Source organism: Thermus brevis, assembly GCF_026427635.1.
Lineage (GTDB): Bacteria > Deinococcota > Deinococci > Deinococcales > Thermaceae > Thermus > Thermus antranikianii.
In genome coordinates this window covers 1855860-1882087 of sequence record NZ_CP102606.1, presented here as the reverse complement: position 1 = coordinate 1882087, position 26228 = coordinate 1855860, and the positions used below count along the sequence as shown (strand labels likewise).

General features: G+C 64.5%; 23 protein-coding genes and 2 tRNA genes. 15 read left to right on the top strand and 10 right to left on the bottom strand.

What is annotated here, in order from left to right; translation table 11 throughout:
• Position 1 precedes the first annotated feature (1 nt).
• From KQ693_RS10110 to KQ693_RS10095, 4 genes are read left to right on the top strand one after another with little or no spacing between them, the layout of a single operon-like run.
• Positions 2-1348, top strand: coding sequence for a proton-conducting transporter transmembrane domain-containing protein (locus KQ693_RS10110; protein WP_015717308.1), 1347 nt, complete (start codon positions 2-4; stop codon positions 1346-1348).
• On the top strand, positions 1336-2667 hold the full coding sequence (locus tag KQ693_RS10105; RefSeq protein WP_015717307.1) for a hydrogenase large subunit: 1332 nt from the start codon (positions 1336-1338) through the stop codon (positions 2665-2667). Before KQ693_RS10110 ends, KQ693_RS10105 begins: the two co-directional genes overlap by 13 nt.
• Positions 2668-2675: 8 nt before the next feature.
• Entirely contained in the window at positions 2676-3464 is a 789-nt protein-coding gene (locus tag KQ693_RS10100; protein WP_015717306.1) for an NADH-quinone oxidoreductase subunit B family protein, read from the top strand.
• 9 nt (positions 3465-3473) lie between these two features.
• Complete coding sequence (locus tag KQ693_RS10095; RefSeq protein ID WP_054392007.1) at positions 3474-4532, top strand: pyridoxal-phosphate-dependent aminotransferase family protein; 1059 nt, start codon at positions 3474-3476, stop codon at positions 4530-4532.
• On the opposite strand, the gene KQ693_RS10090 is transcribed toward KQ693_RS10095, so the two are convergent.
• Positions 4495-5085 (bottom strand): TIGR01440 family protein, encoded by a 591-nt coding sequence (locus KQ693_RS10090; RefSeq protein ID WP_028492963.1) that lies wholly within the window; start codon positions 5083-5085, stop codon positions 4495-4497. The genes KQ693_RS10095 and KQ693_RS10090 overlap by 38 nt on opposite strands.
• An 85-nt stretch (positions 5086-5170) precedes the next feature.
• Between KQ693_RS10090 and KQ693_RS10085 the strand changes: the two genes are divergently transcribed.
• Positions 5171-5626: a hypothetical protein gene (locus KQ693_RS10085; RefSeq protein ID WP_244922427.1), complete on the top strand. Its 456-nt coding sequence runs from the start codon at positions 5171-5173 to the stop codon at positions 5624-5626.
• Between the two features lie 19 nt (positions 5627-5645).
• Positions 5646-5975 carry a cupredoxin domain-containing protein gene (locus KQ693_RS10080; protein ID WP_248595786.1) on the top strand — a complete coding sequence of 110 codons (330 nt, stop codon included), beginning with the start codon at positions 5646-5648 and terminating at the stop codon, positions 5973-5975.
• Between the two features lie 52 nt (positions 5976-6027).
• On the opposite strand, the gene KQ693_RS10075 is transcribed toward KQ693_RS10080, so the two are convergent.
• The 8 genes from KQ693_RS10075 to carB form a co-directional block, all read right to left on the bottom strand.
• Positions 6028-6690 (bottom strand): anti-sigma factor, encoded by a 663-nt coding sequence (locus KQ693_RS10075; protein ID WP_267261157.1) that lies wholly within the window; start codon positions 6688-6690, stop codon positions 6028-6030.
• Positions 6691-7251, bottom strand: a complete 561-nt coding sequence (locus KQ693_RS10070) for an RNA polymerase sigma factor (protein WP_267261156.1) — start codon at positions 7249-7251, stop codon at positions 6691-6693. It lies immediately after the preceding gene.
• Positions 7252-7449: 198 nt separating this feature from the next.
• Positions 7450-8301, bottom strand: coding sequence for a menaquinone biosynthesis prenyltransferase MqnP (mqnP, locus tag KQ693_RS10065; protein WP_054392012.1), 852 nt, complete (start codon positions 8299-8301; stop codon positions 7450-7452).
• Complete coding sequence (gene panD, locus KQ693_RS10060) at positions 8298-8648, bottom strand: aspartate 1-decarboxylase (RefSeq protein ID WP_038031501.1); 351 nt, start codon at positions 8646-8648, stop codon at positions 8298-8300. The genes mqnP and panD overlap by 4 nt, the downstream gene beginning before the upstream one ends.
• A gap of 23 nt (positions 8649-8671) precedes the next feature.
• Positions 8672-10222 carry an Rqc2 family fibronectin-binding protein gene (locus KQ693_RS10055; protein WP_038031495.1) on the bottom strand — a complete coding sequence of 517 codons (1551 nt, stop codon included), beginning with the start codon at positions 10220-10222 and terminating at the stop codon, positions 8672-8674.
• Positions 10207-10971, bottom strand: coding sequence for a tRNA (adenine-N1)-methyltransferase (locus KQ693_RS10050; RefSeq protein ID WP_267261155.1), 765 nt, complete (start codon positions 10969-10971; stop codon positions 10207-10209). The genes KQ693_RS10055 and KQ693_RS10050 overlap by 16 nt, the downstream gene beginning before the upstream one ends.
• Positions 10972-11099: 128 nt before the next feature.
• Positions 11100-11429 carry a cyclic-di-AMP receptor gene (locus tag KQ693_RS10045; protein ID WP_015717299.1) on the bottom strand — a complete coding sequence of 110 codons (330 nt, stop codon included), beginning with the start codon at positions 11427-11429 and terminating at the stop codon, positions 11100-11102.
• A 35-nt stretch (positions 11430-11464) separates the two neighbouring features.
• The gene (carB, locus tag KQ693_RS10040) at positions 11465-14572 is read right to left on the bottom strand and encodes a carbamoyl-phosphate synthase large subunit (protein WP_267261154.1); all 3108 of its coding nucleotides are present in this window, start codon (positions 14570-14572) and stop codon (positions 11465-11467) included.
• Positions 14573-14707: 135 nt separating this feature from the next.
• Between carB and KQ693_RS10035 the strand changes: the two genes are divergently transcribed.
• The 6 genes from KQ693_RS10035 to clpX all read left to right on the top strand — a co-directional run bounded on the left by KQ693_RS10035 (position 14708) and on the right by clpX (position 18323).
• Positions 14708-14992 (top strand): rhodanese-like domain-containing protein, encoded by a 285-nt coding sequence (locus tag KQ693_RS10035; protein WP_267261153.1) that lies wholly within the window; start codon positions 14708-14710, stop codon positions 14990-14992.
• Positions 14993-15020: 28 nt separating this feature from the next.
• A tRNA-His gene (locus tag KQ693_RS10030) sits at positions 15021-15097 on the top strand.
• Positions 15098-15151: 54 nt separating this feature from the next.
• A tRNA-Leu gene (locus tag KQ693_RS10025) sits at positions 15152-15236 on the top strand.
• A 37-nt stretch (positions 15237-15273) separates the two neighbouring features.
• The gene (tig, locus tag KQ693_RS10020) at positions 15274-16488 is read left to right on the top strand and encodes a trigger factor (RefSeq protein WP_267261152.1); all 1215 of its coding nucleotides are present in this window, start codon (positions 15274-15276) and stop codon (positions 16486-16488) included.
• A 61-nt stretch (positions 16489-16549) separates the two neighbouring features.
• Positions 16550-17134, top strand: a complete 585-nt coding sequence (gene clpP / locus KQ693_RS10015) for an ATP-dependent Clp endopeptidase proteolytic subunit ClpP (RefSeq protein ID WP_038031487.1) — start codon at positions 16550-16552, stop codon at positions 17132-17134.
• Positions 17121-18323 carry an ATP-dependent Clp protease ATP-binding subunit ClpX gene (gene clpX / locus KQ693_RS10010; protein WP_015717294.1) on the top strand — a complete coding sequence of 401 codons (1203 nt, stop codon included), beginning with the start codon at positions 17121-17123 and terminating at the stop codon, positions 18321-18323. The genes clpP and clpX overlap by 14 nt, the downstream gene beginning before the upstream one ends.
• A 4-nt stretch (positions 18324-18327) precedes the next feature.
• On the opposite strand, the gene KQ693_RS10005 is transcribed toward clpX, so the two are convergent.
• Positions 18328-19851: a nicotinate phosphoribosyltransferase gene (locus KQ693_RS10005; protein ID WP_267261151.1), complete on the bottom strand. Its 1524-nt coding sequence runs from the start codon at positions 19849-19851 to the stop codon at positions 18328-18330.
• Positions 19852-19893: 42 nt separating this feature from the next.
• Here KQ693_RS10005 and metH point away from each other — a divergent pair, with 42 nt between their 5' ends.
• The 3 genes from metH (at position 19894) to KQ693_RS09990 (ending at position 26193) form a co-directional block, all read left to right on the top strand.
• Entirely contained in the window at positions 19894-23442 is a 3549-nt protein-coding gene (gene metH / locus KQ693_RS10000; protein WP_267261150.1) for a methionine synthase, read from the top strand.
• Positions 23443-23527: 85 nt separating this feature from the next.
• The gene (locus KQ693_RS09995) at positions 23528-25378 is read left to right on the top strand and encodes a chorismate-binding protein (protein WP_267261149.1); all 1851 of its coding nucleotides are present in this window, start codon (positions 23528-23530) and stop codon (positions 25376-25378) included.
• Entirely contained in the window at positions 25375-26193 is an 819-nt protein-coding gene (locus KQ693_RS09990) for an aminotransferase class IV (protein ID WP_267261148.1), read from the top strand. Before KQ693_RS09995 ends, KQ693_RS09990 begins: the two co-directional genes overlap by 4 nt.
• Positions 26194-26228: the final 35 nt, after the last annotated feature.

Sequence of the window (26228 nt, the reverse complement as noted above, 5' to 3'; positions counted from 1 at the left end):
GGTGCTGTATCTTCTGGTCCTCTCACCCTTGGTGGTCTTCCTGGCCCGCAAGGAGGCCGGTCTGCTGGTGCGGCTTTCCGTTTTGGTGCCCATCCTCAGCTTTCTTCTGGCTCCGTTTCTGCTGGGTACGGCAGCGGGTCCTTTCCGGTTGGATGGGGTAGGGCTCTTTTATCTCCTTCTGACCGACCTGATCTACGCCCTGGTGGCGCTTTTTTCCCGGGGCTACTTCGCCCGGGAAGAAGCCTGGCGCTTCTACTGGGCGGGTGCCCTTTTCCTGGCCTCGGCCCATGGGGCCTACCTGGCCCACAACCTGGGCATGCTCTGGGTTTTCGTGGAGGGTAGCACCCTGGCCTCGGCCCTTCTGGTCTACCACAAGGGTGGAGCCCGCCCCCTCGAGGCCACCTGGAAATACCTCATGCTGGGCAGCGTGGGCATCGCCATGGGGCTCATCGGGGTCATCCTGGTCTACGCCCTGGTGGGCGGGGCCACCCTGGACTGGGGAGAGGTTCGGTCCCTGGTGGGGGAGGCCGATCCCGAGGGACTTAAGGTGGCCTTCGCCCTTCTTTTGGTGGGCTTTGGAACCAAGGTGGGGCTATTCCCCTTGCAGGCCTGGCTTCCCGATGCCCACGCCGAGGCCCCGGGGCCGGCTTCGGCCTTGCTTTCGGGAACCCTCCTCAACGTGGCCTTTTATGCCCTTCTCCGCTACGCCGCCATCATGCAGGCGGCGGGGCTTTTCGCCTTTGCCTCCAGCCTGCTCCTTACCTTTGGCCTGCTTACCCTTTTGTTTGCGGCCCTCTTTCTCTTTGGACAGAAGGAGTACAAGAGGCTTCTCGCCTACTCCAGCATGGAGCACATGGGTCTTGCGGTCTTCGCCTTGGGCCTGGGATTGCCCTGGCTGGCCCTTTACCATACCCTGGCCCACTCCCTGGCCAAAACCTTGGCCTTTTTGGGGGCCAGCGGTATCCTGTCCCTCACGCACGCCAAGGAGGTGGGGCGGGTGGGCGGGCTGGTCTTCCACGTGCCGGCCTTGGGGATCCCCTACGTCCTGGCCTTGGCGGCCCTCGGGGGCCTGCCTCCCTTTCCCCTCTTCTTCGCCGAGTTTAAGGCGGTGGAGGCGGCCATGCGCTGGCCTGGGCTGGCGGGGCTCTACCTTTTGGGCCTGGGTATGGCGTTTGCTGGCCTCCTTTCTCCCATGGCCCAGATGGGCTTCGGTAGGGGGAAACCCCTTAGGGGGCAGGGCCTGGATCTCTGGATTTTGTGGTTGCTCCTGGGCATCCTGGTGATCCTCGGCGTGTTCCCGGGGGTGGAGGTGTTTAAGGAGTTGGAGGTGGTGCTGTGGAGAAAGTGATGGAGGCCCTGCGCGAGGGGAGGCCTGTGGCGCTTTTTCCTTATGGAGACCGGGTGCTTCTGTGGGTAGAGCATCCGGGGGGCCAGAAGGGTGCGTTAGGCCTCACCGAAGCCTTCCTCTTGGGTGAGAGGAGGCGCTTTCCCAGCCTGGCCGCCGAGTTTCCCGCTCTGGATTGGTTTGAACGGGCCCTTTGGGAGAGGGGTTTTGAGCCGGTGGGGCACCCCGGGTTGAAACCCCTCCGGCGTCACGACCTTCCCTACACCTTCCGGGAGTTTCCCCTCCTCCACGAGGTGCCTGTGGGACCCGTGCATGCAGGGATCATCGAACCCGGGCACTTCCGGTTTAGCGTTTTGGGCGAGCGGATCGTGAACCTGGAGATCCGCCTGGGTTACCAGCACCGGGGCTTGCTTTCCCTGATGCCGGGCAAAGGGGCTGAGGCCGCGCTCCTTCTGGTGGAGCGGGCGGGGAGCGAGCCCGTGGCCCACGCCATGGCCTTCGCCGAGGCCTGGGAAAGGGCCTTGGGCTGGGAGGCCCCTTCTCGGGCGCAGCACCTTCGCCGGGCAGCCCTTGAGTTGGAGCGGGCCTTTGGCCATCTGGGTCATCTGGCCGGGCTCTTCACCGATATCGGCTACGCCTACGGGGCCACCCAGGTGGGGCGGATACGGGCTCTTCTGCAGGGGGAACTGGACCGGTTAACCGGCCACCGCTACGGGAGAAACTTCCTAAGGGTTGGGGGGGTGTGGCGGGAGGGCCAGCCGGACCTCGAGGCCATCGCCGCCTACCGGGAGGAGCTGGCCCGCCTGCTGCCCAGGCTTCTCAAAAATCCCCAGGTGCTGGACCGCATGCGCTATGTGGGGGAGGTGCGCCGGGCCGAAGCCTTGGCCCTGGGCTTCGTGGGCCCCACGGCCCGGGCCAGCGGGGTGGGGAGGGACCTGAGGCAGGACGACCCCCTTTACCCCGACTTTACCCCCGTGGTGCGCCAGGGAGGGGATGTGCTGTCCCGGGCCCAGGTGTATGCCGAGGAGAGCCTTAAGGCCCTGGATTACGCGCTTTTCTTCCTTCGCCATCTTCCCGCCGGGCCTCTGGCCCTGGACCCCCCTCTGGGGGAGGGTGAGGCCTTGGCCCGGGTGGAGGCGGGAAGGGGTGAGGTGGTGTGGTTCGTACGGGTGGAGGCTGGGAAGGTGGTCATGGCCGAGGGGGTGGACCCGAGCTTCAAGAACTGGCGGGCTTTGGAGCTTGCGGTCCGGGGGGAAGGCTTGCCGGACTTTCCCCTTTGCAACAAGTCCTTTGACCTCTCCTATGCGGGAAGCGACCTCTAGGGGGTGCCATGAGCTTGCTGCACACGCTTAAGGTGGGAAGGTTGGCCCGCAAGCTGGAGGAGATCCTGAAGGTTCCCCAGCACGCTTTTGGCTACCCCTTGCTGAAGCCGGCGGGCTTGACCCCAAGGGTTCGCGAGGGGCTTGTCCATCTTTGCCCAAGCGGGGCTTTTGCCGAGGCGGAAGGGATTTTCAGCCTGGACCTCGCCCGGTGCGTGGGATGCGGACGGTGTGCCCTGGCATACCCGGAGGCCGTGGGGGAGATGAGGTCCCTGGAGGTGGCCGTGACCCGCAAGGAGGACCTGGTCCAGCGGGTGGACCTGGAAAGGGGAGGGTTTCTGGACCCGGGCCCTCCCCCTTCCCCTCGGACAGAGCTTCGCCTGCCCACCCTGGCCTTTCGCGAGGTGAGCGCCGGGGACACGGGCCTTGCCGACTCGGAGATCGCCCTTCTTGGCAATCCTTTTAACGACATGGGCCGCTTCGGGTTCCAGGTGGTGGCTTCACCCCGGCACGCCGACGCCCTTCTGGTCACGGGCCCCGTGAGCCGCAACATGGCCGAGGCCCTAAGGCGCACCTACGAGGCCATGCCGGAGCCCAAAGGGGTGGTGGCTGTGGGGAACGAGGCCATTTCGGGTGGGGTGTTTGCGGGAAGTCCCCAGGTTCTGTCCGGCGTGGACCAAGTGGTACCTGTGGACGTGTACGTGCCTGGGGATCCGCCGAGGCCCGGAGCCATCCTCCACGGCTTGATGCTTTTGGTGGGCCGCATGACCCAGCGGCTGGTAGGGGGGGTTTTGCGCTAAGCTCTTGCCATGGACTGGCTCCTCACTCCGGGTCCTGTGCGGCTTCATCCCAAGGCGCTAGAGGCTCTTTCCCGCCCTCAGCTTCACCACCGGACTGAGCCCGCCAGGGCACTTTTCCTTAAGGCCCGAAGCCTTCTTCGGGAAGCCTTCCGCACCCAGGGCGAGGTGCTCATCCTCACGGGAAGCGGCACCCTGGCCATGGAGGCCCTGGTGTGGAATCTCTTCGCCCCCGGGGAAAGGGTTTTGGTACCGGTTTACGGCAAGTTCTCCGAGCGCTTCGCCGAGATTGCGGAAAGCGCGGGCCTCGAGGTGGATCGGCTGGAGCTCCCTTACGGGCAGGTACCGAGCCCGGACCAGGTGGCAAGGCCCGGTTACCAAGGGCTACTGCTGGTTCACTCGGAGACCTCCACCGGGGCCATGGTGGACCTGCCCGCCCTGGCGAAAGCCTTTAAGGAGGCCAACCCCGAGGGTCTGGTGGGGGCCGACATGGTGACCAGCTTGCTGGTACGGGAGGTGGCCCTCGAGGCCTGGGGAGTGGATGCCGCGGCCTCCGGTAGCCAGAAGGGCCTCATGTGCCCCCCGGGGCTGGGTTTTGTGGCCCTAAGCCCCTGGGCCTTGGAACGTTTGCGCCCCCGGGGCTACTACCTGAACCTCTCCCGGGAGCTCAAAGCCCAGAGGGAAGGGGAAAGCGCTTGGACCCCGGCCATCAACCTGGTGGGGGCGGTGGCGGCGGTGCTGGAGGAGGTGTCGCCCAAGCTTCCCGAACACCTGGCCTTAAAGGCCTGGCAAAACGACCTTCTGTACCGGGTTGGGGCGGAGCTGGGGTTAAGCCCTGTGCCCGAGGTGCCAAGCCCGGCGGTGGCCGCCTTTTACCTGCCCGAAGGGGTTTCCTACCAGAAGGTGAAGGAGGCCTTTGCCCGAAGGCAGGCGGTGATCGCCGGGGGCCAGGGGCCCTTGAAGGGAAGGGTATTCCGCCTTTCCCTCATGGGTTATTACAACCGCTACGAGGCCCTCGGGGTGGCGGCCCTTTTCAGGGAAGCTTTTGCCGATATTCTTCCAGCTTCCTGAGCATCTCCTCCCGGGTGTAGACCGCCCTGGCCCCGCCCACCAGCTTGGGGCGGGTTTTGGCGGCGATGAGTACTGCCTCGCCAATCCTGCGCAGGGAAAGCCTAAGGGGTACGGCCACGGGCCGCAGGTGCATGCCGATGAGAACGCCCCCGATGTCCATTCCCCCGTGGGCTTGGGCCTTTAGGGATTCCACCATCACGGGGTCCTGGAAACGAAGAAAGGCGGCCGTGGCCAGGCTTCCTCCCGCCTTGGGATGGGGAAAGACGGTGACCTCCTCCAGGCTGTAGGTCCGGGCTGCCTCCCTTTCCACCACCAGGGCCCGGTTCAGGTGCTCGCATCCCTGGACGGCTACCCATATCCCCCGTTCGAGGAGAGGGGGAAGGAGCCCCTCGAGGATGGCCTCGGCCACCTCGAGGCTGGGCTTCGTTCCCACCTTTTCCCCCAAGACCTCGCTGGTGGACCCCCCCAGGACGAAGAGGCTTCCCCTGGGCATGGGGAAGAGGTCCAGAAACTCCAAAATCGCCTTTTCCGCCGCCTTGCGGATGCCCTCCATACCTCAAGCCTACTCCTCCCCGCAGGAGCGCTGCATCCATTTGGATCCAGGTGGGCGTAGTAAGGGGTGAGGGGAGGTGTGTGGTATGCGCTGGCGGTTGGCGTTCGGGTTGGGGGTTTTATCGTTGGTGGCTTGGGTGGTCTTGGCCTTGGGCCAGGGTGGGAAGAAGCCGGAGGTTTACCTGGCAGAGCTGGCGGGGCAGGGGCTCAAAGGGCGGGCGGTGGTTTTGGTTGGTTCCCAAGGGGGGCTGGAGGTCTTCGTCTATTTGGAGGGCCTGAGGCCGGGATCCGGGGCCTATGCCAACCACATCCACTTCAACCGCGGGGGTAACGCCACGTGTAAGGAGCAGAACGGGGATCAGATCCTGGGCTTAACCTCCCTGGTGGCGGATGCCAACGGCCGTGCGGTGGCCTATACCCGGTTGCCCGCCGCCTCTTTGCCGGGGGGTAGCACCTATGTGAACGTTCATGCCAACACCCCGACACCGGTGGGTGGAACCCTGGCCTGCGGCGATCTTCAGGCCACCGAGGTTCGCTACTGAGGAGGTGGGCATGCGTTCCATGTGGATAGGCATGTTTGCCGCCCTGACGCTGGCGGGATGCTACCCCCGGACGGGAGGGGGTGGGGGTTTGGAGCCCTGTCCTTCGGTAATCCGGATTCAGGGCTTTGCCTTTCATCCGGCCCGGTGCTTCGTGGCCTCGGGGGGTAGCCTGAGCTTTGAGAACCAGGATGCCGCACCCCACACCGCCACTGCCGAGGGTGGGGCCTTTGACACGGGCACCCTGAGCCAGGGCCAGACCTCTGCTCCCATCGTTTTGAATCAGCCAGGAACCTACCCCTATTTCTGCCGCATCCATCCTGGTATGCAGGGAGAGATTGAGGTTAGGTGATGCGGTAGATCTTCAGGGGACTTGTTCTCGCCGGGCAAAAAAGGGCTTGGCCTCAGGGCAGGTTCAAGCGGGTAAGGAAGCGGGCTGGGGGGGATGGCCTGGGCTTTCCGGAGACCGCATTTTCCGGCCGGGACTCCAGGCTGAGGACTAGGGTACGGAAGTGGCCGTAGTCGGCTTCCAGGATGCGCGTTGGCCCCCCAGCCAAGGGAAAAAGCTGACCGCCCTCCTCTCCCCAAAGCTGGTAAACCGTGCCACGGGGAGGGGGTTCCCGGAACAGCACCAGGCAGCGTCCGTCTTCCCGCCACAGGAGGAGGCCCAGGCTTTCTTCCTCAGTACGCAGTAGGCGCCAATGGGCCCCTGGATCGCTGGCCCAATACGCCACTTTTTCCAAGGCTGTTTCCTGGATGGGCGTTTTCCCGCCCAAGTAGATCCCCAGGGCGAAGGCCACTCCCAGGGCGGCGGCAAGGAAAAGGGTCCGGATGGCGTCTCGCTTCCGCCTGTTCCAGCGGAGCTGCGACCTGATCCGATCTAGGCTTTCCGGGGGCGGTGGAACCGGGATTAGGGCGTGGGTCAAGGCGTAGAAGGTTTCCTCCAAGGCTCGCAATTCCTCTTGGCAACGGCGGCACGTTCGGAGGTGGGCCTCCACCTGGGCTTGGTCCCTCGCCTCGAGGCTCCCCGTAAGGTAGTCGGTCAGCAGTTCCTCCACGTGTTCCATCTACGCCTCCCCCAGCTTTCCCCTCAGCTTGGCCAGGGCCCGGCGGATGCGGGCCTTAACGGTTCCCAGGGGCAACCCGTGGCGTTCCGCCAGTTCCCGGTGGGTTAGTCCAAGGTAGAAGGCCTCTTCCAAAAGGAGGCGCTCTTGAGAGGAGAGGTCTTCTAGAGCTTGCACCACCCGGACCCTGTCCTCCCGGTCTTCCCGCTCGGTTCCCCAGGTGGCCTCCCGATCCCCCTCGGGGTCGTGGGGATCCAGGGTGGGGTCCTTAAGGGGTTGCCGCCGTTCTCCCCGCAGGCGGGAGAGGGCGAGATTGCGGGCTATGGCATAGACAAAGGTTGTGGGCTTGCCCCGCTTGGGGTCGTAGCGCCAGGCCTGCTGGTAGACCCTCAAGAAAGTATCCTGTAAAACCTCTTTTGCCACTTCCGGATTTTTCAGAATTCTATGGATCAAGGCGAACACCCAGGGAGCGAGGGTCTGATACAGGGCCTCTAGCGCTTCTTCTTCTCCACGGGCCATGCGTAGGAGCTGGCAGTGTAAGAGGGCCTCCTCCTTGTCGTTCACTTGCCCCTTTCCTCCTATAGCTCCCTTCACCCCTAGTCCCCCTAGCCTTTCCAGGGGGCCAAGGAGATTGAAAGGTAGGCTAGGGGTATGGCCCGTTCCAAGCGTGGGCCTTTGCGTCCAGGGTCGTTTCGCCTCCAAGCCCAGGCTTAGGCCAGATGGTACCAGGATAGGCGCCCAGGCCTTGGCCGTCAATTTCCCTTAACCCCAAAGAAGATCCAGCACGATAAAGAGGAACATCCCCAGGCTCACCCCCACGTTGGCCTGGAAAAAGGCCAGGTCCACCCGGCTTAGATCCTCGGGGCTCACCAGGCGGTGCTCGTAGAAGAGGAGCCCTCCCACCAAAAGGAGGCCTACAAAGTAGAGGCTTCCCGCCCCGTAGCTAAGGCCGGCCAGGAGGAAGGCCAGCCAGGCGGTAAGGTGGGTGGCCCGGGCAATCCAGAGGGACAAGGGGATGCCGAAGCGGGCCGGGATGCTCTTTACCCCGTAAGCGCGGTCGAAGGTGTAGTCCTGCGTGGCGTAGAGGATGTCGAATCCGGCGATCCAAAGCCCCACCCCTGCCCAGAGCCAGTAGGCGGTGGGGTGGAAGCTTCCCGTGACGGCGATCCAGCCACCTGCGGCGGCAGCCCCGATGGTGAGGCCCAGCACGTAGTGGCAAAGCCAGGTGAAGCGCTTGGTGTAGCTGTAGATGGTGAGGAAGAAGACCGCCACCGGAAGGAGACGGGTGGTGAGGGGATTAAGGGATAGCCCGGCGAGGGTCAACAGGAGGAGGCCCACCAGGGCCAAAAAAAGGGTTTCCCAGGGTTTGACCAGCCCTTTGGGCAGATGCCGGTTCTGGGTCCTGGGGTTTAAGGCGTCGATCTTCCAGTCTATGAGGCGGTTTAAGGCCATGGCCATGGTCCGGGCCCCCACCATGGCCAGGGTCACCAGGAGGAAGGTGCGAAGGCCCGGCCAGCCCCCCGCCGCAAGAAGCATCCCCCCGTAGGCAAAGGGAAGGGCGAAGAGGGTGTGCTCGAAGCGGATTAGGTCTAGATAAAGCCGAAGCCGCTTCATCCCCGTCGCACCTCAAGAATCCGGTTTGTATCGTCCACCAGGACCACGGTGGGTTTGAGGTTCCTTGCCTCCTCCTCCTCAAAGATGCCGTAGGCCACCAGGATCACCAGGTCCCCTGGGCGCACCAAATGGGCGGCGGCCCCGTTGATCTGCACCACCCCTGACCCCCTCGCCCCGGGTAGGGCGTAGGTGGTGAGCCGGGCCCCGTTGGTGATGTCGTAGATGTCCACCTGTTCGTAGGGCAGGATGCCGGCGGCATCCAAAAGATCCTGGTCCACGGTGACCGAGCCCACATAGTGTAGGTCTGCGTGGGTTACCGTGGCCCGGTGGATCTTGGCGTGGAACATGACCCTTTTCACAAAGGTCAAGTTTACCCTTCGCCTCCTTCCTGAGGAAGCGTCCCCTCCACGAAGAGGGTCTTGGCGTGGGTGTAGAGCACCTGGCCGGGTGCCGCCTTCCTGGGGCGCCACACGTGCTTTTTGCGGGTGTAGTCCACGGGGACCTGGGTTTCCCCCCTGGCCTTGGAGTAGTAGGCGGCGAGCCTGGCGGCAAAGAGGAGGTCGTCAAGGGGGGGATTCTTTCCCTCTGCCTTAAGGATCACGTGGCTTCCCGGCACCCCTTGAGCGTGGAACCACAGGTCCTCGGAGTGGGCCATGCGGGTGAGGAGGTCGTTTTCCTTGGCGTTTCTGCCCACCAGGACGGGATAGCCCGAGGGGGAGGTGTACCTGAGGCCAAGCCTAGGCCCCTTTCCCTCCTTGGGTTTTCGGGAAAGGTCCAAGAGCTCCTGGAGGTCCGCCTGCCTGACCCGCTCCATCTCCCTCTCCAGGGCCTTTAGCTTCTCCTCCGTTTGCGGGATGAGCTCTAGGGCCCTTTCCGCCAGCTCCTCCAGGCGGCGGGCCCGGTCGTAAAGCTTCCTGGCGTTTTCCTGGGGGGATAGGGTGGGATCCAAGGGGATCTCCACCGGCTTGCCGTCAAACCCTTCCAGAACCGCCTTTTCCGCACCCCGGGGTACCTCCTTAAGCCGGGCCAGGAGGAGATCGGCTTTCTGCCGCAAGCTTTCCGCTTCCTCCAGGCGCTCGAGGGCCCGGTGGTAGTCGGAAAGCCTTGCCGAAAGGGTCTTCTGCTCCTGCTTTAGAGCCTCGAGGAGCGGCTTCCTCAAGGCCTCTTTCTCCTCCTCGGCCCACTTTTCCCGGAGCTCCTGGGAAAGAGCGGTGCCCAGGGAGGGATTCTCCACAAGGGCCTTTAGCGCCTCGAAAACCCTGGCCAGGCCAGCCTCGTCCAAGGGGGTTTCCGGGGTGAGGGCAGCCCTTTTGGCCAGCTCCCGCAGGAGTTCCAGCCCTATCCCATCCACGTGGCGCACCACTTCCTTAAGGGGTTTTTCCAGAAGGACCCGGAGTTCCTCCAGGGTCAGGGTCCTGGGATCCAGCTTCTCGTAAGGGGGTGGGGGCACGTAAGGCAGGCCGGGCTTCACCTGGCGGTAGCGGTTCACCTCGCGGGTGATGGGGCGATCCACCCCGAGGATAACGCCTTCTTCATCCAAAAGGATGAGGTTGGCGTTCCGCCCTGTGGCCTCGAGGACCAAGGTGGCGGGTGGGGTATCCACGAACCCCTTTTCCCCGGCAAAGCGGAAGAGGACCACCCGGTCCAGCTTGATCTGTTCCGCCTCCAGCAGGGGGCCCTTTACCCGGGCCTGGACCTGCCGCTGGAAAGGGGTCTTGGGCTCTCCCAAGAGGGTTCCCTCCTCCAGGGCCAGGCTGGGAGACGGGGGGCGGTAGCGGGCCACCAGGTTGAAGATGCGGCCCGATTGACCCTTGAGGAGGATGGCCAGGCTACCTTCCTCGGGAAAGGCCAGGCCCAGGTTTAAAGCGGGAAGCTCCTTTCGTAGCTCCCGCAGGAAGGCGTGGATCAGCAATCCTTCCATTTTCTAAAGACCACCAGAAAGGCGGTATGCCCCACCTGCTGGAAGCGAGGATGGGCCACGGGAAGCCGGATCTCCCACTCCCGCCAGGCTACCTCCAGGACCCGCTCCAACGTGAGGGGCAGGCCCTCAGCCCTCTGTACCAGCTCCAGCACCTGGGTGATGTTGGGGAGGTAGGCCACCAGGAAACGATCGGGCCTAAGAGCCCCCGTGGCCTTGGCCAGGACCTTCCAGGGTTCCATGAGGTCCAGGGCCACCCCGTGAACGCTTTCCGGCTCCAAGGAGGCTTCCTCCAGGTTGCCCAAGTGGAAGCGCACGTTTTCCACCTGCCAGAAGGCCTTCACATTGGCCTCTGCCTGGGCCAGGTGCTGGGGCCGTTTCTCGTAGCTTTCCACGAGCCCCGTGGGCCCCACTGCCCGGGCCAGGAAGAGGGTGAGTCCCCCGGAGCCCGTGCCCGCCTCGAGGACCCGCATCCCCGGGGCCAGGTCCAAAAGGGTCACCATGGCGCTGGCGTCCTTGGGGTACGTGGGGGTGGCGCTACGCCGCATGTGGAGGAGGTACTCCTCCAGGGTGGGGTGGTGGACGGAAAGTTCCTCCCCCAGGTGGGTCCACACCTTTCCCCCTGGGCCAGCCTTGCGGATTTCCTCGTGAGGCACGGTGCCCCGGTGGTGGTGGAAGACTCCACCCTCCTTAAGGCGAATCAGGAAGGCTCGGCCTTTGGCGTCCTTGAGAAGAAAGAGCTCACCTTCCATCCCAAACACTTTAGCGGGCCAGGGCCCGGTAGTCCAGGACCCTCTTCAGCTCACAGGGGTTTGGAACCCTCTGGGATCCCGCAAGGGTACGAAGGGTACCCAGAGGCCTAAGCGCAGGGCCTAGCCCTTCACACCTTGAAAAACCCTTCCACCGGCAGGACGAAGACCACCGCCCCGCCCACCTGCACCTCCACCGGCTGGGCCAGGAATGGGTCGGGGGCCTCGGAAAGGGGAAAGCCCCGGGTGACCAGGCGGGTGCGGGTGCGGCATTTTTCCCGGATCAGCTCCAGCACTTCTTGGACCCTTTCGTCCTCCACCCCGATCAGCAAGGTGGTGTTCCCCTCCCGCAGAAAGCCGCCGGTGGAGGCCAGCTTGGTGGACTGCAAGCCCCGCTCCAACAGGGCTTTGGTGAGCCCGGGGGCGTCGGTATCCTGCACGATGGCCACGATGAGCTTCATTGGCCTTCATTGTACACTGCTGGGCCTCCTTGCCCTCAGGCTTTCTGCAAGATGCCGTGCCATTCCTGTAGGCTTCTGGCCTCGGGGCCTTTTTCCCTGGCCGTGAGAATGGCCTTTAAGCTCCACCAGGCACCCTCTAAGGTGGTGATGAAGGGAAGGCCCTTTCCCACAGCCCGCCTCAACTCGGGGTGGGGGACAGGGCTGATGAGGAGGTCATATTCCCCTTCGGAGAGGGTAAAGCCCGCCTCGAGGTAGGCTTGCCGGAGTTCTTCCAGCCGACGGGCTTCCTTGGGGGGAAGCCCTTCTTGGATAAAGCGCACCCGCCCCTCTAGGGGAAGCCTCTGGCCCGCGCCCAGCTCTGCCTTGTAGTAGGCCAGGTAAGGGTCCTCGTCCAGGCCCATGCTTTCCCCGGTGGAGCGCATCTCGGGACCCAAAACCGGGATGACCCCGGGGAACTTGAGCCAGGGGATGACCACCTCTTTCACCGCGTAGTAAGGGGGTATGGGGTCCAGGTCCCGGATCCCCAGGTCCCTCAGGGTTTTCCCCACGGCGATGAGGGCGGCCAGCTTGGCCAGGGGTATCCCGATGGCCTTGGAGACAAAAGGGACGGTGCGGCTTGCCCGGGGGTTGGCCTCGAGGATGTACACCTCCTCCCCCAAAACGGCATACTGCACGTTCAAAAGGCCCTTCACCCCCAGGGCCAAGGCCAGCTTCCGGGTGTAGGCCCTGACCTTTTCCAAAGCGCCTGGGGAAAGGTGCACCGGGGGCAGCACCGTGGCGGAGTCTCCCGAGTGCACCCCAGCGCGCTCCACATGCTCCATCACCCCGGCGATCATCACCTCCTCCCCGTCGGAAAGGGCGTCCACGTCCAGCTCCAAGGCCCCTTCCAGGTACCGGTCCAGGAGGATGGAGGGCTTGTCCTGAAGGGGCTCGTAGACCTCCTCCAGGTAGCGCTTTAGCTCCTCACGGCTCTGGAGCACCCGCATGGCCCGCCCCCCCAGGACGTAGCTGGGCCGCGCCAGGAGGGGGTAGCCCACTTCCTCGGCACGCTCCAGGGCTTCCCCGGGGGTGGCCGCCACCCGGCCCTCAGGCTGAGGGATACCCAGCTCCCGGCAGAGCCGGTTGAACTCCTGGCGGTCCTCCGCCTTGTGGATGGCGGCGAAGGGAGTGCCGAGGAGCTTTACCCCGGCTTCCTCGAGGCCCTTGGCCAGCTTCAGGGGGGTTTGGCCACCCAGGGTGGCGATGACCCCGATGGGCTTCTCATGCTCCACCAGGTTCAGGACATCCTCGAGGGTCAGGGGTTCAAAGTAAAGGCGGTCGGCGGTGTCGTAATCGGTGGACACCGTTTCGGGGTTGGAGTTCACCATGATGGTCTCGTACCCTGCCTCCCGTAGGGCCCAGACCGCATGCACCGTGGCGTAGTCGAACTCCACCCCCTGGCCGATCCTTATGGGCCCTGAGCCCAGGATCACCACCTTGGGTTTGCTGGAGGGCCAGACCTCGTCCTCCACCTCGTAGGTGGAGTAGTGGTAGGGGGTGTAGGCCTCGAACTCCGCGGCGCAGGTGTCCACGGTCTTGTACACGGGCACCACCCCCAGGGCCTTCCGCTCCTGGCGGACCTCCTTTTCCCCCTTGCCCAGGAGCTCGCCCATGCGGGCATCGGTGAGCCCCAGGCCCTTATAGAAGCGCCAGTCCTCCCGGTCCTTGGGGGGATGAAGCTGGAGCCACCCCTCGGCCTGGACGATTTCCTGTATCTGGTACAGGAACCACGGGTCGATGCGGGTGGCCTGGTACAGGTCCTCTATGGGCATCCCCCGCCGCAGGAGCTCCATGACCGCATAGATGCGGTCGGGGTTGGGGTAGAGCTTCTTCTCCAGGTCCTCCGTGCGCACCTGGGCCAGGGCCTTGACGTCCCGTTCCAGACCCCTCAGGGCCTTCATGAGGGCTTCCTTGAAGGTGCGGCCGATGGCCATCACCTCCCCCACGGACTTCATCTGGGTGCCGAGCTCGTCTTTAAGCTCCCCGAGGGTGTTGGGGAGGTCTTTGAACTTCTCAAAGGCGAAGCGGGGGATTTTCACCACCACGTAGTCGATGGTGGGCTCAAAGGAGGCCGGGGTCTTGCGGGTGATGTCGTTGGGAAGCTCGTCCAGGCGGTAGCCCACCGCTAGAAGGGCCGCGATCTTGGCGATGGGGAAGCCCGTGGCCTTGGAGGCGAGGGCGCTGGAACGGGAGACCCGGGGGTTCATCTCGATGATCACCTGGCGGCCCGTCTTGGGGTCCACGGCGAACTGGATGTTGGAGCCCCCGGTGTCCACCCCGATTTCCCGGATCACCGCCTTGGCGGCGTCCCGCATCCGCTGGTACTCCGCATCGGAAAGGGTTTGAGCGGGGGCCACGGTGATGGAGTCCCCGGTGTGGACCCCCATGGGGTCCACGTTTTCGATGCTGGTGATGATGACCACGGTGTCCGCATGGTCCCGCATCACCTCCAGCTCAAACTCCTTCCACCCCAAAACCGATTCCTCCACCAAGGCGGTGTGCACCGGGGAAAGGAGGAGGCCCCGGCCGAGAACCTCCCTTAGCTCGGCCTCGTCCCGGGCGATACCGCCCCCGGTGCCCCCCAGGGTAAAGGAGGGGCGGACCACCACCGGGTAGCCCACCTCGCGGGCGAAGTGGAGGCCCTCCTCCACGCTGGACACCATCTGGCCTCGAGGCACCTCGAGGCCGATCTTGCGCATGGCCTTTTGGAACTCCTCCCGGTCCTCTCCCTTTTTGATGGCCTCAGCCTTGGCCCCGATGAGCTCTACCCCGTAGCGGGCAAGTACCCCTTCCTCGTGAAGGGCCATGGAGAGGTTCAAGGCGGTCTGCCCCCCCAAGGTGGGGAGAAGGGCATCCGGGCGCTCCTTGGCGATCACCCTTTCCAGGTACTCCAGGGTGAGGGGCTCCAGGTAGGTGCGCTCGGCCAGCTCGGGGTCGGTCATGATGGTGGCGGGGTTGGAGTTCACCAGGATGGCCTCGTACCCCGCTCCCCTGAGGGCCTTCACCGCCTGGGTGCCCGAGTAGTCGAACTCCGCAGCCTGGCCGATGGTAATGGGCCCGGAACCGATGATGAGGATTTTCTTGAGATCTCTTCTCGGCGGCATCGCGTACCCAATGGGCGAGGATAACATACTTGGCCCGGGTTGTCCAAGGAGAATGCCACTTCTTATGCAAAGTACCCGGGCTTAACTGCATAACTTTGCGCCAAGACATCGCCTTCGCCTGGTACAATCAAGGGTATGCGCAGGGTCAAACCCGAGGAACTCCCGGCCCTCCTGAACCAGGGGGTGAAGGTGGTGGACGTCCGCCCGAAGGACAAGCGCCATACCCCCTTGCCCTTTCCCGCAGAGTGGGTGCCTTTGGAGAAAATCCAGGCGGGGGAGCACCACCTGCCCAAGGTTCCCTTGCTCTTGGTGTGCGAAAAGGGGCTAATCAGCCAGGTGGCGGCCCTGTATCTGGAGGCGGAAGGGTACGAGGCCATGAGCCTGGAGGGCGGGCTACAGGCCTTGACGGAGGGTAGTTAGGCCCTTAGAATGGCGGATGCTGAGCGTGGTGAGCGTAGCTCAGCTGGTTAGAGCACCGGACTGTGGATCCGGGGGTCGTGGGTTCAAGTCCCATCGCTCACCCCAATCCCGCCACCCCGTAAGGGGTGGTATTTTAAAGGGGGGCTTCGCCCTCCTTTTGCGAGGATGGCGGAACCGGTAGACGCGCCGGACTTAGGATCCGGTGGGGTAACCCGTGCGGGTTCAAGTCCCGCTCCTCGCACCACAAGGGCGGGGCCCCTTTTTTAAGCGCGAGGTGAGGCGTGGCGGAAATCCTGGAACGTTCCGGCTTTCTGGTAAAGGTCCGGGTGGAGGTACCTAAGGAGAAGGTGGAGGAAAGGTACCAGGCCCTCCTTAGGGACGTGGCCAAGCGGGTGAAGATCCCGGGGTTCCGCCCGGGGAAGGCCCCCTTGAAGGTGGTGGAGGCCCGCATCGGGCGGGAAGAGCTCCTGTCCGACCTCAAGGAGCGCCTGGTGGAGGAAACCTATCCCCTTGCGGTGCAGGAGCTGGGCCTCCTGCCCGTGGCGGCGAGGGTGGTGGAGGAGGAGCTGAGGGAGGGGGAGGGTTTTCGCTATGTGGCCGAGGTGGAGAACTACCCCGAGGTGCAGCTTCCCGACTGGCGGAGCTTTGACCTCCAGGTGGCCCAGGAGGAGGTCACGGAAGAGATGGTGGACAAGGCCTTGGAGGAGCTCCGCCATCGCTACGCCGAGCTGGTGCCTGTGGACCGTGAGGCCCAGGAGAAGGACCACGTTTTCGTGCGCACCGAGGAGGGGGCGGAGTTCCCCATTGACCTCTCCAAGGCCCTTCCCCACGTGAGGGAGGCCCTTTTGGGCAAGCGGGCGGGGGAGGTGGTCATGGTCCCCGTCTTGAACGAGAAGGGGGAGAAGGTGCGGGAGGTGCGCACCGAGATCCTGGAGGTGAAGACCCTCGAGCTTCCCGAGCTGGATGAGGAGTTTGCCAAGACCTTCGAGGCGGAGAGCCTGGAGGAACTGAGGGAGAGGGTGCAGGAAAGCCTAAAGCGCCAGGCGGAAGCCCGGTACCAGGAGGCGCGGGAGCGGGCCTTCCTGGAGAAGCTCGCCGAGGGGTTGGAGGCGGAAATACCCCCTTCCATGCTGGAGGCGGAGGAGCGCCACCTCCTGGAGCACCTGGCGGAGGACCTCGCCCGGCAGGGAATTCCCCTCGAGGCCTACCTCAAGGCCCTGGAGGAGAAGGGGGAGTTTGAGAAGTTCCGGGAGGAGCTGAGGCAGGAGGCCTTGAAGCGGGTGAAGCGGTCCTTGGCCAAGGAGCGCCTGGCGGAGGAGCTCAAGCCCGAGGTGAGCGAGGAGGAGTGGCAGGCCTACTTGCAGGCGGTGGCCCGCTCCTACGGAATCTCCTTGCAGGAGCTGAGGCGGGAGTTTGGGGAGAGGGGCCTTGCCCGCTTGCGGACGGCCTACATCCAGGACAAGGCCGTGAAGGAGGCCTTGGCCAAGCTCCTGTAGGAGCGTCATGGTGGCCCAGGGGGCTTTTCCCCCTGGGCTTGCCGCTACAATGGGGACTGGTATGGTCATACCCTACGTCATAGAGCAGACCGCCCGCGGCGAGCGGGTCTACGACATCTACTCCCGGCTTCTCAAGGATCGCATCATCTTCCTGGGCACCCCCATAGACTCCCAGGTGGCCAACATCATCGTGGCTCAGCTACTTTTCCTGGATGCCCAGAATCCCAATCAGGAGATCCGCCTCTACATCAACTCCCCCGGGGGCGAGGTGGATGCCGGGCTTGCCATCTACGACACCATGCAGTTCGTCCGGGCTCCGGTTTCCACCATCGTCATCGGCATGGCGGCCAGCATGGCCGCGGTGATCCTGGCCGCCGGGGAGAAGGGCCGGCGCTACGCCCTGCCCCACTCCAAGGTGATGATCCACCAGCCCTGGGGCGGGGTCCGGGGCACGGCCAGCGACATCGCCATCCAGGCCCAGGAGATCCTGAAGGCCAAGAAGCTTTTGAACGAGATCCTGGCCAAGCACACCGGCCAGCCCCTGGAGAAGGTGGAGAAGGACACCGACCGGGACTACTACCTTTCCGCCCAGGAGGCCCTGGAGTACGGCCTGATCGACCAGGTGGTGACCCGTGAGGAAGCCTAGACCCTACTGCAGCTTTTGCGGCCTGCGTCCGCCGGAAACGGGGCGGCTTTTGGAAAGCCCCATCGCCGAGGTCTACATCTGCGAGGACTGCGTGGAGCGGGCCCAGGAGCTCTTGCGCCAGGAGAAGCGGGGGCCCAAGGGGCCAACACGCCTTCCCAAGCCCCAGGAGATCAAGGCCCACCTGGACCAGTACGTGGTGGGGCAGGAGGCGGCCAAGAGGGCCTTGAGCGTGGCCGTCTACAACCACTACAAGCGCCTCCTCCATCCGGAGGCGGAGATCGGTAAGTCCAATATCCTCCTCATCGGCCCCACGGGTACGGGTAAGACCCTCCTGGCGGAAACCCTGGCCCGTTTCCTGGATGTGCCCTTTGCCATCGCCGACGCCACCACCTTGACCGAGGCGGGGTACGTGGGGGAGGACGTGGAAAACGTCATCCTACGCCTTCTGCAGAACGCCGACTTTGATGTGGAGCGGGCGGAGATGGGCATCGTCTACATCGACGAGATCGACAAGATCGCCCGTAAGTCGGAAAACCCCTCCTTGACCCGGGATGTTTCCGGGGAAGGGGTGCAGCAGGCTCTGTTGAAGATCATTGAGGGTACCATCGCCAACGTGCCTCCTCAGGGAGGGCGCAAGCACCCGCACCAGGAGTTCATTCCCGTGAACACCAAGAACATCCTCTTCATCCTGGGCGGGGCCTTTGAGGGGCTGGAGAACATCGTCAAGGCCCGCACCGAGCGCACCACCATTGGCTTTACCCGTGGCAAGGCCAAGGAAGCCCATGAGGAGCCCTTAGAGGTCATCCCCGAGGACCTGGTGAAGTTCGGCATGATTCCAGAGTTTGTGGGGCGGGCCCCCCTCATCGTCCAGCTTCATCCCCTTACGGAAGACGACCTGGTGCGCATCCTCACCGAGCCGAAGAACGCCTTGGTGAAGCAGTACCAGGAACTCATGCGCCTGGAGGGGATCGAGCTTCGCTTTACCCAGGCGGCCCTGAAGGAGATCGCCCGCCGGGCCCTGAAGCGGGGCACAGGGGCCCGGGGCCTTAGGGCCATCCTGGAGAAGACCATGGTGGACCTCATGTTTGAGGCCCCGGGAAGCGGGGTCCGCGAGCTGGTGATCGACCTTCCCCACCTGGACCAGCCCCTGAAGGCCCTCGAGGAGGCCAAACTCCGCCAGGCCTCCTAGGGAGCTACCCCTGGCCCAGGCGGGCCACCAGCTCCTCCTTCAGGGCGAAGAGCCGTTCGCTGAGGGAGACATGGTAGACGTGGGGGTTTACCAGGCGGCGCACCCCGGGGTCCAGGCGTTCCACGTCCCTTCGCCGCCTTTCCTGTAGCACTTCCAGGGGTAACGGCGGAAAGAGCCGCTTGCCCCGGTAGGCTTCCTCCAATAGGGGCTCGAGGGTGAACTCCCCCGGGCGGAGGGTGCGGCGCTTGGTGGGATCCGTGGGGTGGCGCAGGCAAAGGGCCTGGTTCTCCCGCACCTCCTCATCGTGGGCCGTCAAAAGGTCAGCGGTGGCCAGGCCCCGGCGGTCGTATACCCGGTAGACCTTCTTGTGCCCGGGGTTCAGCACCTTCTCCAGGGAATCGGAGATCTTGATGGCCGGGGCCCAGGTGCCGTTTTCCCGGATGGCCACCAGCTTGTAGACTCCTCCCAGGGCCGGATAACCCCAGGAAACCACCATCCGGGTCCCCACCCCGTAGACCAGGCGCTTGAGGAGGCGGTCCGGGTCCACCCCGTAGCGGGGGGCCTCCTCCTGAATCTGGCTTTTGATCTGCCAGATGACCAGCTCGTCCAGGTCCCCGGAAAGGACGATGAGGGTGTCGGGGAAGCCCGCCTTGTCCAGCTCTCTGGCCACCTGTATGGCCAGGTAAGCGAGATCCCCGGAGTCTATGCGCACCCCCACCGGTTTGTGCCCCTTGCGCCGCAACCGCTCAAAGACCCGGATGGCGTTGGGAAGACCCGAGTCCAAGGTGTCCACGGTATCCAAAAGGAGGATGGTGTCGTCGGGGAAGACCTCGGCGAAGGCCTGGAAGGCTTCCTCCTCGGAGTGGCCCAGGGCCAAGAAGGCCTGGACCATGCTGTGGGCATGGGTACCCGAGGAGGGAAGCCCAAGGAGGTGGGAAAGGCTCACGGCGCTGGACCGGTTGGCCCCCCCGATGAGGCTCGCCCGGGTGGCGGCCTCCCCTCCTTTGGCGGGGGCGCGGCGGAGGCCGAATTCCAGCACCAGGGCCTCCCCCGCGGCTTCCCGTACCCGGCTCGCCTTGGTGGCGATGAGGGTTTCGTAGTTGATGCGGTTTAAGAGGGCGGTTTCCAGGAGCTGGGCCTGCAGGAGGGGGCCTTCCACGCTGATGAGGGGCACCTGGGGGTGGGCTACCCGGCCCTCGGGAAGGGCCCTAAGGGTCAGGCCCTGGAAGCCTCCTATCCCCTTGAGGTAGCGCAGGTAGTCCTCGGCGAAAAGGGGTTTCCCGCTCCGGCTTTTCAAGGCGCTCAGGGCGGCGAGCTCCTCCTCGCCGAAGCGGGCTTCCTCCATCCAGGTCAGGAGGGGATCTAGCCCGGCGAAGATGGTGTAACCTGCCTGGTGGGCTCCGTAGTCAGGGTTCTTACGATAGAAGGCTTCGAAGAGGGCCTCCTTCTCGTGAAGCCCAAGCCTAAAGTAAACCTGGCCCATGGTGAGCTGGTAAAGGTCCGTGTAGAGGATGCCAAAGGGGTCCATGAGCCTAGCATAGCCCGCCTTTTTTCGCTACACTAGCGGGATATGGTGGAGGTCCACACCTGTAGCCCTGGTTGCCGCCACCACCTTGGAGGGGCGGGGTTTGGGGATGCCCCCTTGGTGCGGTTGGGTTACAACAAGGAGGCCCGGGCAGAGAAGTTCCCTTACCTTAAGGCCCTCTTGCAGAGACCCCTCGTCTTTGACGGGGCCATGGGTACCGAGCTGCAAAAGCGCCACCTCACCCCGGAGGACTACGGGGGAGAGGCCTACTACGGCTGCCCTGAGGTGCTGAACCTAACCCGACCCGAGGTCGTCCAGGAGATTCACCGGGCTTACCTCGAGGCCGGGGCGGAGGTGATCGAGACCAATACCTTCGGTGCCCTGCGCCATGTGCTGGCCGAGTATGGTTTGGGCGAGAAGGCGGAGGAGCTAGCCTATCTGGGAGCCAGGATCGCCAAGGAGGTAGCCGAGCCCTACGGGGCCTTTGTGGCGGGGGCCTTGGGACCGGGCACCAAGCTCATCTCCCTGGGCCAGATCTCCTGGGATGCGCTCTTTGCCGCCTATAAGGAGGCGGTGCGGGGGCTTCTTAGGGGCGGGGTGGACCTGATCCTTCTGGAAACCGCCCAGGACATCCTGCAGGTGCGCTGTGCGGTCCTGGCGGCCCGGGAGGCCATGGCCGAGGTGGGCAGGGAAGTACCCTTGCAGGTACAGGTGACCATGGAGGCCACGGGCACCATGCTGGTGGGTACGGACGAGCAGGCGGCCCTGGCGGTCTTGGAGAGCCTGCCCATCGATGTGGTGGGCATGAACTGCGCCACGGGCCCCGACCTTATGGACGCCAAGATCCGCTACTTCGCCGAGAACGCCACCCGCTTCGTGAGCTGCCTGCCCAACGCCGGCCTGCCCCGGAACGAGGGGGGGAAGGTGGTCTACGACCTCACCCCGGAGGAGCTGGCCAAGTGGCACCTCAAGTTCGTGACCGAGTACGGGGTGAACGCCGTGGGGGGGTGTTGCGGCACGGGGCCGGAGCACATCCGCAAGGTGGCGGAAGTGGTGAAGGGAAAACCTGCTCCCAAGCGAAAGGAAACCTTCCCCCCCCAGGTGGCCTCCCTCTATCAGGCGGTTCCTCTCCGCCAGGAAGCAAGCGTTTTCCTGGTGGGGGAGCGCTTGAACGCCACGGGGAGCAAACGGTTTCGGGAGATGCTCTTTGCCCGGGACCTCGAGGGCATCCTGGCCCTGGCCCGGGAACAAGTGGAGGAGGGGGCCCACGCCTTGGACCTCTCCGTGGCCTGGACGGGAAGGGATGAGCTTCAGGATCTCGCCTGGCTCCTTCCTCACTTGGCCACCGCGGTCACCGTGCCCTTCATGGTGGACTCCACCTCCCCTTTGGCCATGGAGTTTGCCCTTAAACACCTTCCAGGCCGGGTCCTTTTGAACTCCGCTAACCTCGAGGACGGCCTGGAGAAGTTTGACCGGGTGGCCTCCCTGGCCAAGGCCCACGGGGCGGCCTTGGTGGTCCTCACCATCGACGAAAAGGGCATGGCCAAAACCCAAGAGGAGAAGGTGCGGGTGGCCTTGCGCATGTACGAGCGCCTCACCGAGCACCACGGTTTCCGCCCGGAGGACCTCCTCTTTGACCTCCTCACCTTCCCCATCACGCAAGGGGACGAGGAAAGCCGCCCTTTGGCCAGGGAAACCCTTTTGGCCATGGAGGAGCTAAGGGAGAGGCTTCCCGGGGTGGGGTTCATCCTGGGGGTGTCCAACGTGTCCTTCGGCCTGAAGCCCCGGGCCAGGCGGGTTCTCAACTCGGTCTTCCTGGACGAAGCCCGTAAGAAGGGTCTCACCGCCGCCATTGTGGATGCGGGCAAGATCCTTCCCATAAGCCAGATTCCCGAGGAGGCCTATGCCCTGGCCCTGGACCTGATCTATGACCGGAGGCGGGAGGGATTTGACCCCCTCTTGGCCTTCATGGGCTACTTTGAAACCCACCGGGAGGACCCGGCCCTCAAGGAGGATGCCTTCCAGGCCCTGCCCGTTCTGGAGAGGCTGAAGCGCCGGGTGGTGGAGGGAAGGAAAGGGGGCCTCGAGGCGGATCTGGACGAGGCCTTGCGGGAAGGCCATAAACCCCTGGACCTCATCAACGGCCCTCTTCTTTCGGGCATGAAGGAGGTGGGGGAGCTTTTCGGGGCAGGAAAGATGCAGCTTCCCTTCGTCCTCCAGGCTGCCGAGGTGATGAAGCGGGCGGTGGCCCACCTCGAACCCCACATGGAACGGCGGGGCGAGGGCCGGGGCAAGATGGTCTTGGCCACGGTGAAGGGGGATGTGCACGATATCGGCAAGAACCTGGTGGATATCATCCTCACCAACAACGGCTACCAGGTGATCAACCTGGGCATCAAGGTGCCCATCGAGGAGATCCTGAAGGCGGTGGAGGAGCACAAGCCCCATGCGGTGGGCATGTCCGGCCTCCTGGTTAAGAGCACCGTGGTCATGAAGGAGAACCTGGAGTACATGCGGGATAGGGGGTATACCCTGCCGGTGATCCTGGGGGGGGCGGCCCTCACCCGCTCCTATGTGGAGGAGCTTAAGGCCATCTACCCCAACGTGTACTACGCGGAGGATGCTTTTGAGGGCCTTAGGCTCATGGAAGCCCTCACCAGCGGGGAGGCCACCTCGGTGAGGAAGGAGGCCCAAAAGCCCAGGGTGGAGGCTCCCAAGGCGGTACCCAAGGCTAAGCCTGTGGGGGAGGCTCCTTCCGTGCCCCGCCCCCCCTTCTTCGGGGTGCGGGTGGAGGAGAACCTGGACCTGGCCACCATCGCCCACTATGTGAACAAGCTGGCCCTTTTCCGCGGCCAGTGGGGGTATAGCCGCAGGGGCCTCACCCGGGAAGAGTGGCAGGCTTTGGTGGAGCGGGAAGCGGAGCCGGTCTTCCGGAGGCTACTTAGGGAGGCCATGGAGGAGGGGTGGCTCAGGCCCAAGGTCCTCTACGGCTTCTTTCCCGTGGCCCGGGAAGGGGGGGAGCTTTTGGTGTTCTCCCCCAAGACCGGGGAGGTTTTGGAACGCTTTGCCTTCCCCCGGCAGAAGGGCGGGGGCCTCAGCCTGGTGGACTACTTCCGTCCTCGCTTCGCTCCTCCTTTGGCGGATGAAGATAGGTGGCTTCCTGCTTATGAAGCGGGGGCCAGGGATGTCCTGGGGGTGCAGCTGGTAACCATGGGGGAGGAGCCTTCCAGGAAGGCCAAGGCGCTTTTTGAGGCTGGGGCCTATCAGGATTACCTTTTCGTGCATGGCTTCAGCGTGGAGATGACCGAGGCTCTGGCGGAGTACTGGCACAAAAGGATGCGCCAGATGTGGGGCATCGCCGGGAAGGATGCCACGGAGATCCGCAAGCTCTTCCAGCAGGGCTACCAGGGAGCCCGCTACTCCTTTGGTTATCCCGCCTGCCCGGACCTGGCGGACCAGGCCAAGCTGGACCGGCTCATGGACTTCAGCAGGGTTGGGGTGCGCCTCACGGAGAACTTCCAGCTGGATCCCGAACACGCCACCAGCGCCATCGTGGTCCACCACCCGGAGGCGCGGTATTTCAACGTGGATTAAAGGGGAGCCTGCTCCCGGCCTTGAGGTAGGCCTCCCTGGCGAAGCGGAATCTGGCCATCCCCCCAAGCCCGGTATACTTGGCCCCGTGCTGGGCCTTTACCACGCCGCCAGGAGCCTAGGCCTACGGCCAGCCCTGCTGGAATCCTTGGGGATAAGGGCGCCCTTTTCCCGGCTTTCCCTTTTGGGCTTAAGGCCAGCGCACCGCCTCGAGGTGTGGGAGGGCTGGCTTTACCTGGATGGAAGGCGGGTAGGAGAGGCCCTGGACATCTTCGCCTACCTGGAGAAAGGCCTGGGAAGAGGGTCTTTTCCTGCCTGGATAGGGTTTTTCGCCTACGAGTTTGCCCGCCACCTGGGCCTCTCCACCCACAAGCCCCTTCCTGGCCTTCCCGAGGCCGCTTTTTTCTATTACCCCGAGGGATTTGCCCTCCTCGAGGGGCGGCTGGTGGAAACCCCTTCCTTCCCCTTGAGGCCCCTCCCCTACAACCCCCCTCCCTTGCCCCACCACCCTTTGGCGTCCGACTTCCCTAGGGAGGCTTTCCTCGAGGGGGTTTTTTCAGTCCAGGAAAGGATCCGGGCCGGGGTGGTCTACCAGGTGAACCTCTCCCATCGTTTCCGGCTCCTCGGGAGTGTGGATCCCCTCCTCCTCTACGCCCGCCTCCGCTCCTTAAACCCTTCCCCTTTCATGGGGCTTGTGGAGGGGGAGGGATGGGCGGTGGTTTCGGGTAGCCCGGAGAGGCTTTTTAAAAAGGTGGGTAGCCGGGTCCTGGCCCGGCCCATTGCGGGAACCCGGCCCCGGGGGAAGACGGAGGCGGAGGATCTGGCTTTGGAAAAGGACCTCCTTGCCTCCCCCAAGGAGTGGGCCGAGCACGCCATGCTGGTGGATCTTCTCCGCAACGACCTGGCCAGGGTGGCCCTGCCGGGCACGGTGAGGGTGCAGGAGCTTTTCACCGTGGAGCGCTACGCCCACGTGATGCACCTGGTTTCCCAGGTGGAAGGCTACACCCGGGCCTCCCTGGGCCAGGTCTTCGCCAGCTTATTCCCGGGAGGCACCATCACCGGAGCTCCTAAGGGAACGGTGATGGAGGCCATACGGGAGCTGGAGCCTGTGCCAAGGGGGGCTTACACGGGAAGCCTGGGGTACGTGTCGGGTCGGGGGGTGGATTTCAACATCCTCATCCGCTCCTTCCAGAGGGTGGGGGAGGAGGTGTATTTCTCTGCGGGGGCGGGCATCGTCATCGCCTCGGAAGCGGAAGCGGAGTACCAGGAAACCCTCTACAAGGCGGAAAGCCTCCTTCTGGCCCTGAACCGGGGCCGGCCTGGGGTCAAGCCTTTGCCTCCCAAGCCCATGGCTTCCTGGGTCCCGCCCCCTCCTCCAAGGAGGGTGAGGGCCCGGGTGCTTTTCCTGGAAAACCGCGATTCCTTCAGCTACAACCTGGTGGACTACCTGCGGGCCCTGGGGGCGGAGGTGGCCGTGGTAGACCAGGAGGAGCCTCCGAACCTCCGGGGATTCAGCCACCTGGTGGTGGGGCCAGGGCCCAAGGACCCCTTTACGGCGGGAAGGGTCTTGGAGTGGACCCGAAGGGCCCTGGAGGAGGGTGTTCCCTTCCTCGGGGTTTGCCTGGGCCACCAGGCCCTGGGGGTGGCCCTGGGGGCTGAACTCTACCGGGAAGCCCCCGTGCACGGGGAGGCCCATGCCATCCACCACCGGGGAGAAGGCCTCTTTCGGGGCCTGCCCAACCCCCTTCCCTTTGCCCGCTACCACTCCTTGGCCATAAGAAACCTTCCCAGAGGGGTGCGCCTCCTGGCCTGGACGGAAGATGGGGTGCCCATGGCCATCTGGGATGGCAGGCGGGCCTACGGCGTGCAGTTCCATCCGGAGAGTATCCTTTCCCCATGGGGGATGGAGCTTCTGGCGCGGTTCTTGGAGGAGGCATGAGGCAGGTCCTCCTGAAGGGGGTGCCCTTCCGCGAACCCTTGCCCGAGGGCTTTTTGTACCACGGGATGAGCGTCTTCACCACCTTGCGGGTGGAAAGGGGCCGACCCCTTTGGCTGGAGGAGCATCTTTTTCGCCTGCGCCGGCATGCTTTGGCCTTGGGGCTTCCCTACCCAGGGAATGAAGTGTTTTTGAAGGACCTCGAGGCCCTGGCCAAGGAGTTCGCCCACCTTCCCTGTTTCCGCCTCCGCTTCACCGTGGGGGAGGGGGTGTGGCTTTCCGAGGCCCGTCCCTACTCGCCACCTCCCTTGACCGCTTACGAGGAGGGGGTTCGGGTTCTCCTCACCCCTTACCGGGTGCATCCGGACCTTGGCCGCTTCAAGACCGGAAACTACCTGCCCTACCGCCTGGCCCAGAAGGAAGCGGAAGGACAGGGAGCCTTTGAAGGGCTTTTGCAGGACAGCGAGGGGTACGTGGTGGATGGAAGCCGCACCAGCCCCCTTCTTTACCGGGAGGGAGCGCTCTTCCTGCTGGAGGGGGGCCTCGAGGGCATCACCCGGGAAAAGGTGGCCCGGGTAGCCCGGGAGATGGGCCTTCGGGTGGAGCGGGCGCGGCTTTACCCCTGGGAGCTTCCCCTGGCTGCGCCCCCTCCTCTTCCCCCCCACCAGGCCCTGCGCCGCCGGGGAGGAGAGCGGGAGGGAGCGAAGGGGGTGTTGTTCCTGGCGGGAAGCGGGGTGGGGCTTTTGCCCGTGGGGCCGGCCCCCAAGGAGCTCCTTCCCCTGGTGGAGCGCTTCCTTCCCGCCTGCTATACTGAATAGCGGTACCTCCAGCCCATGGCCATGGGCTGGTGCCC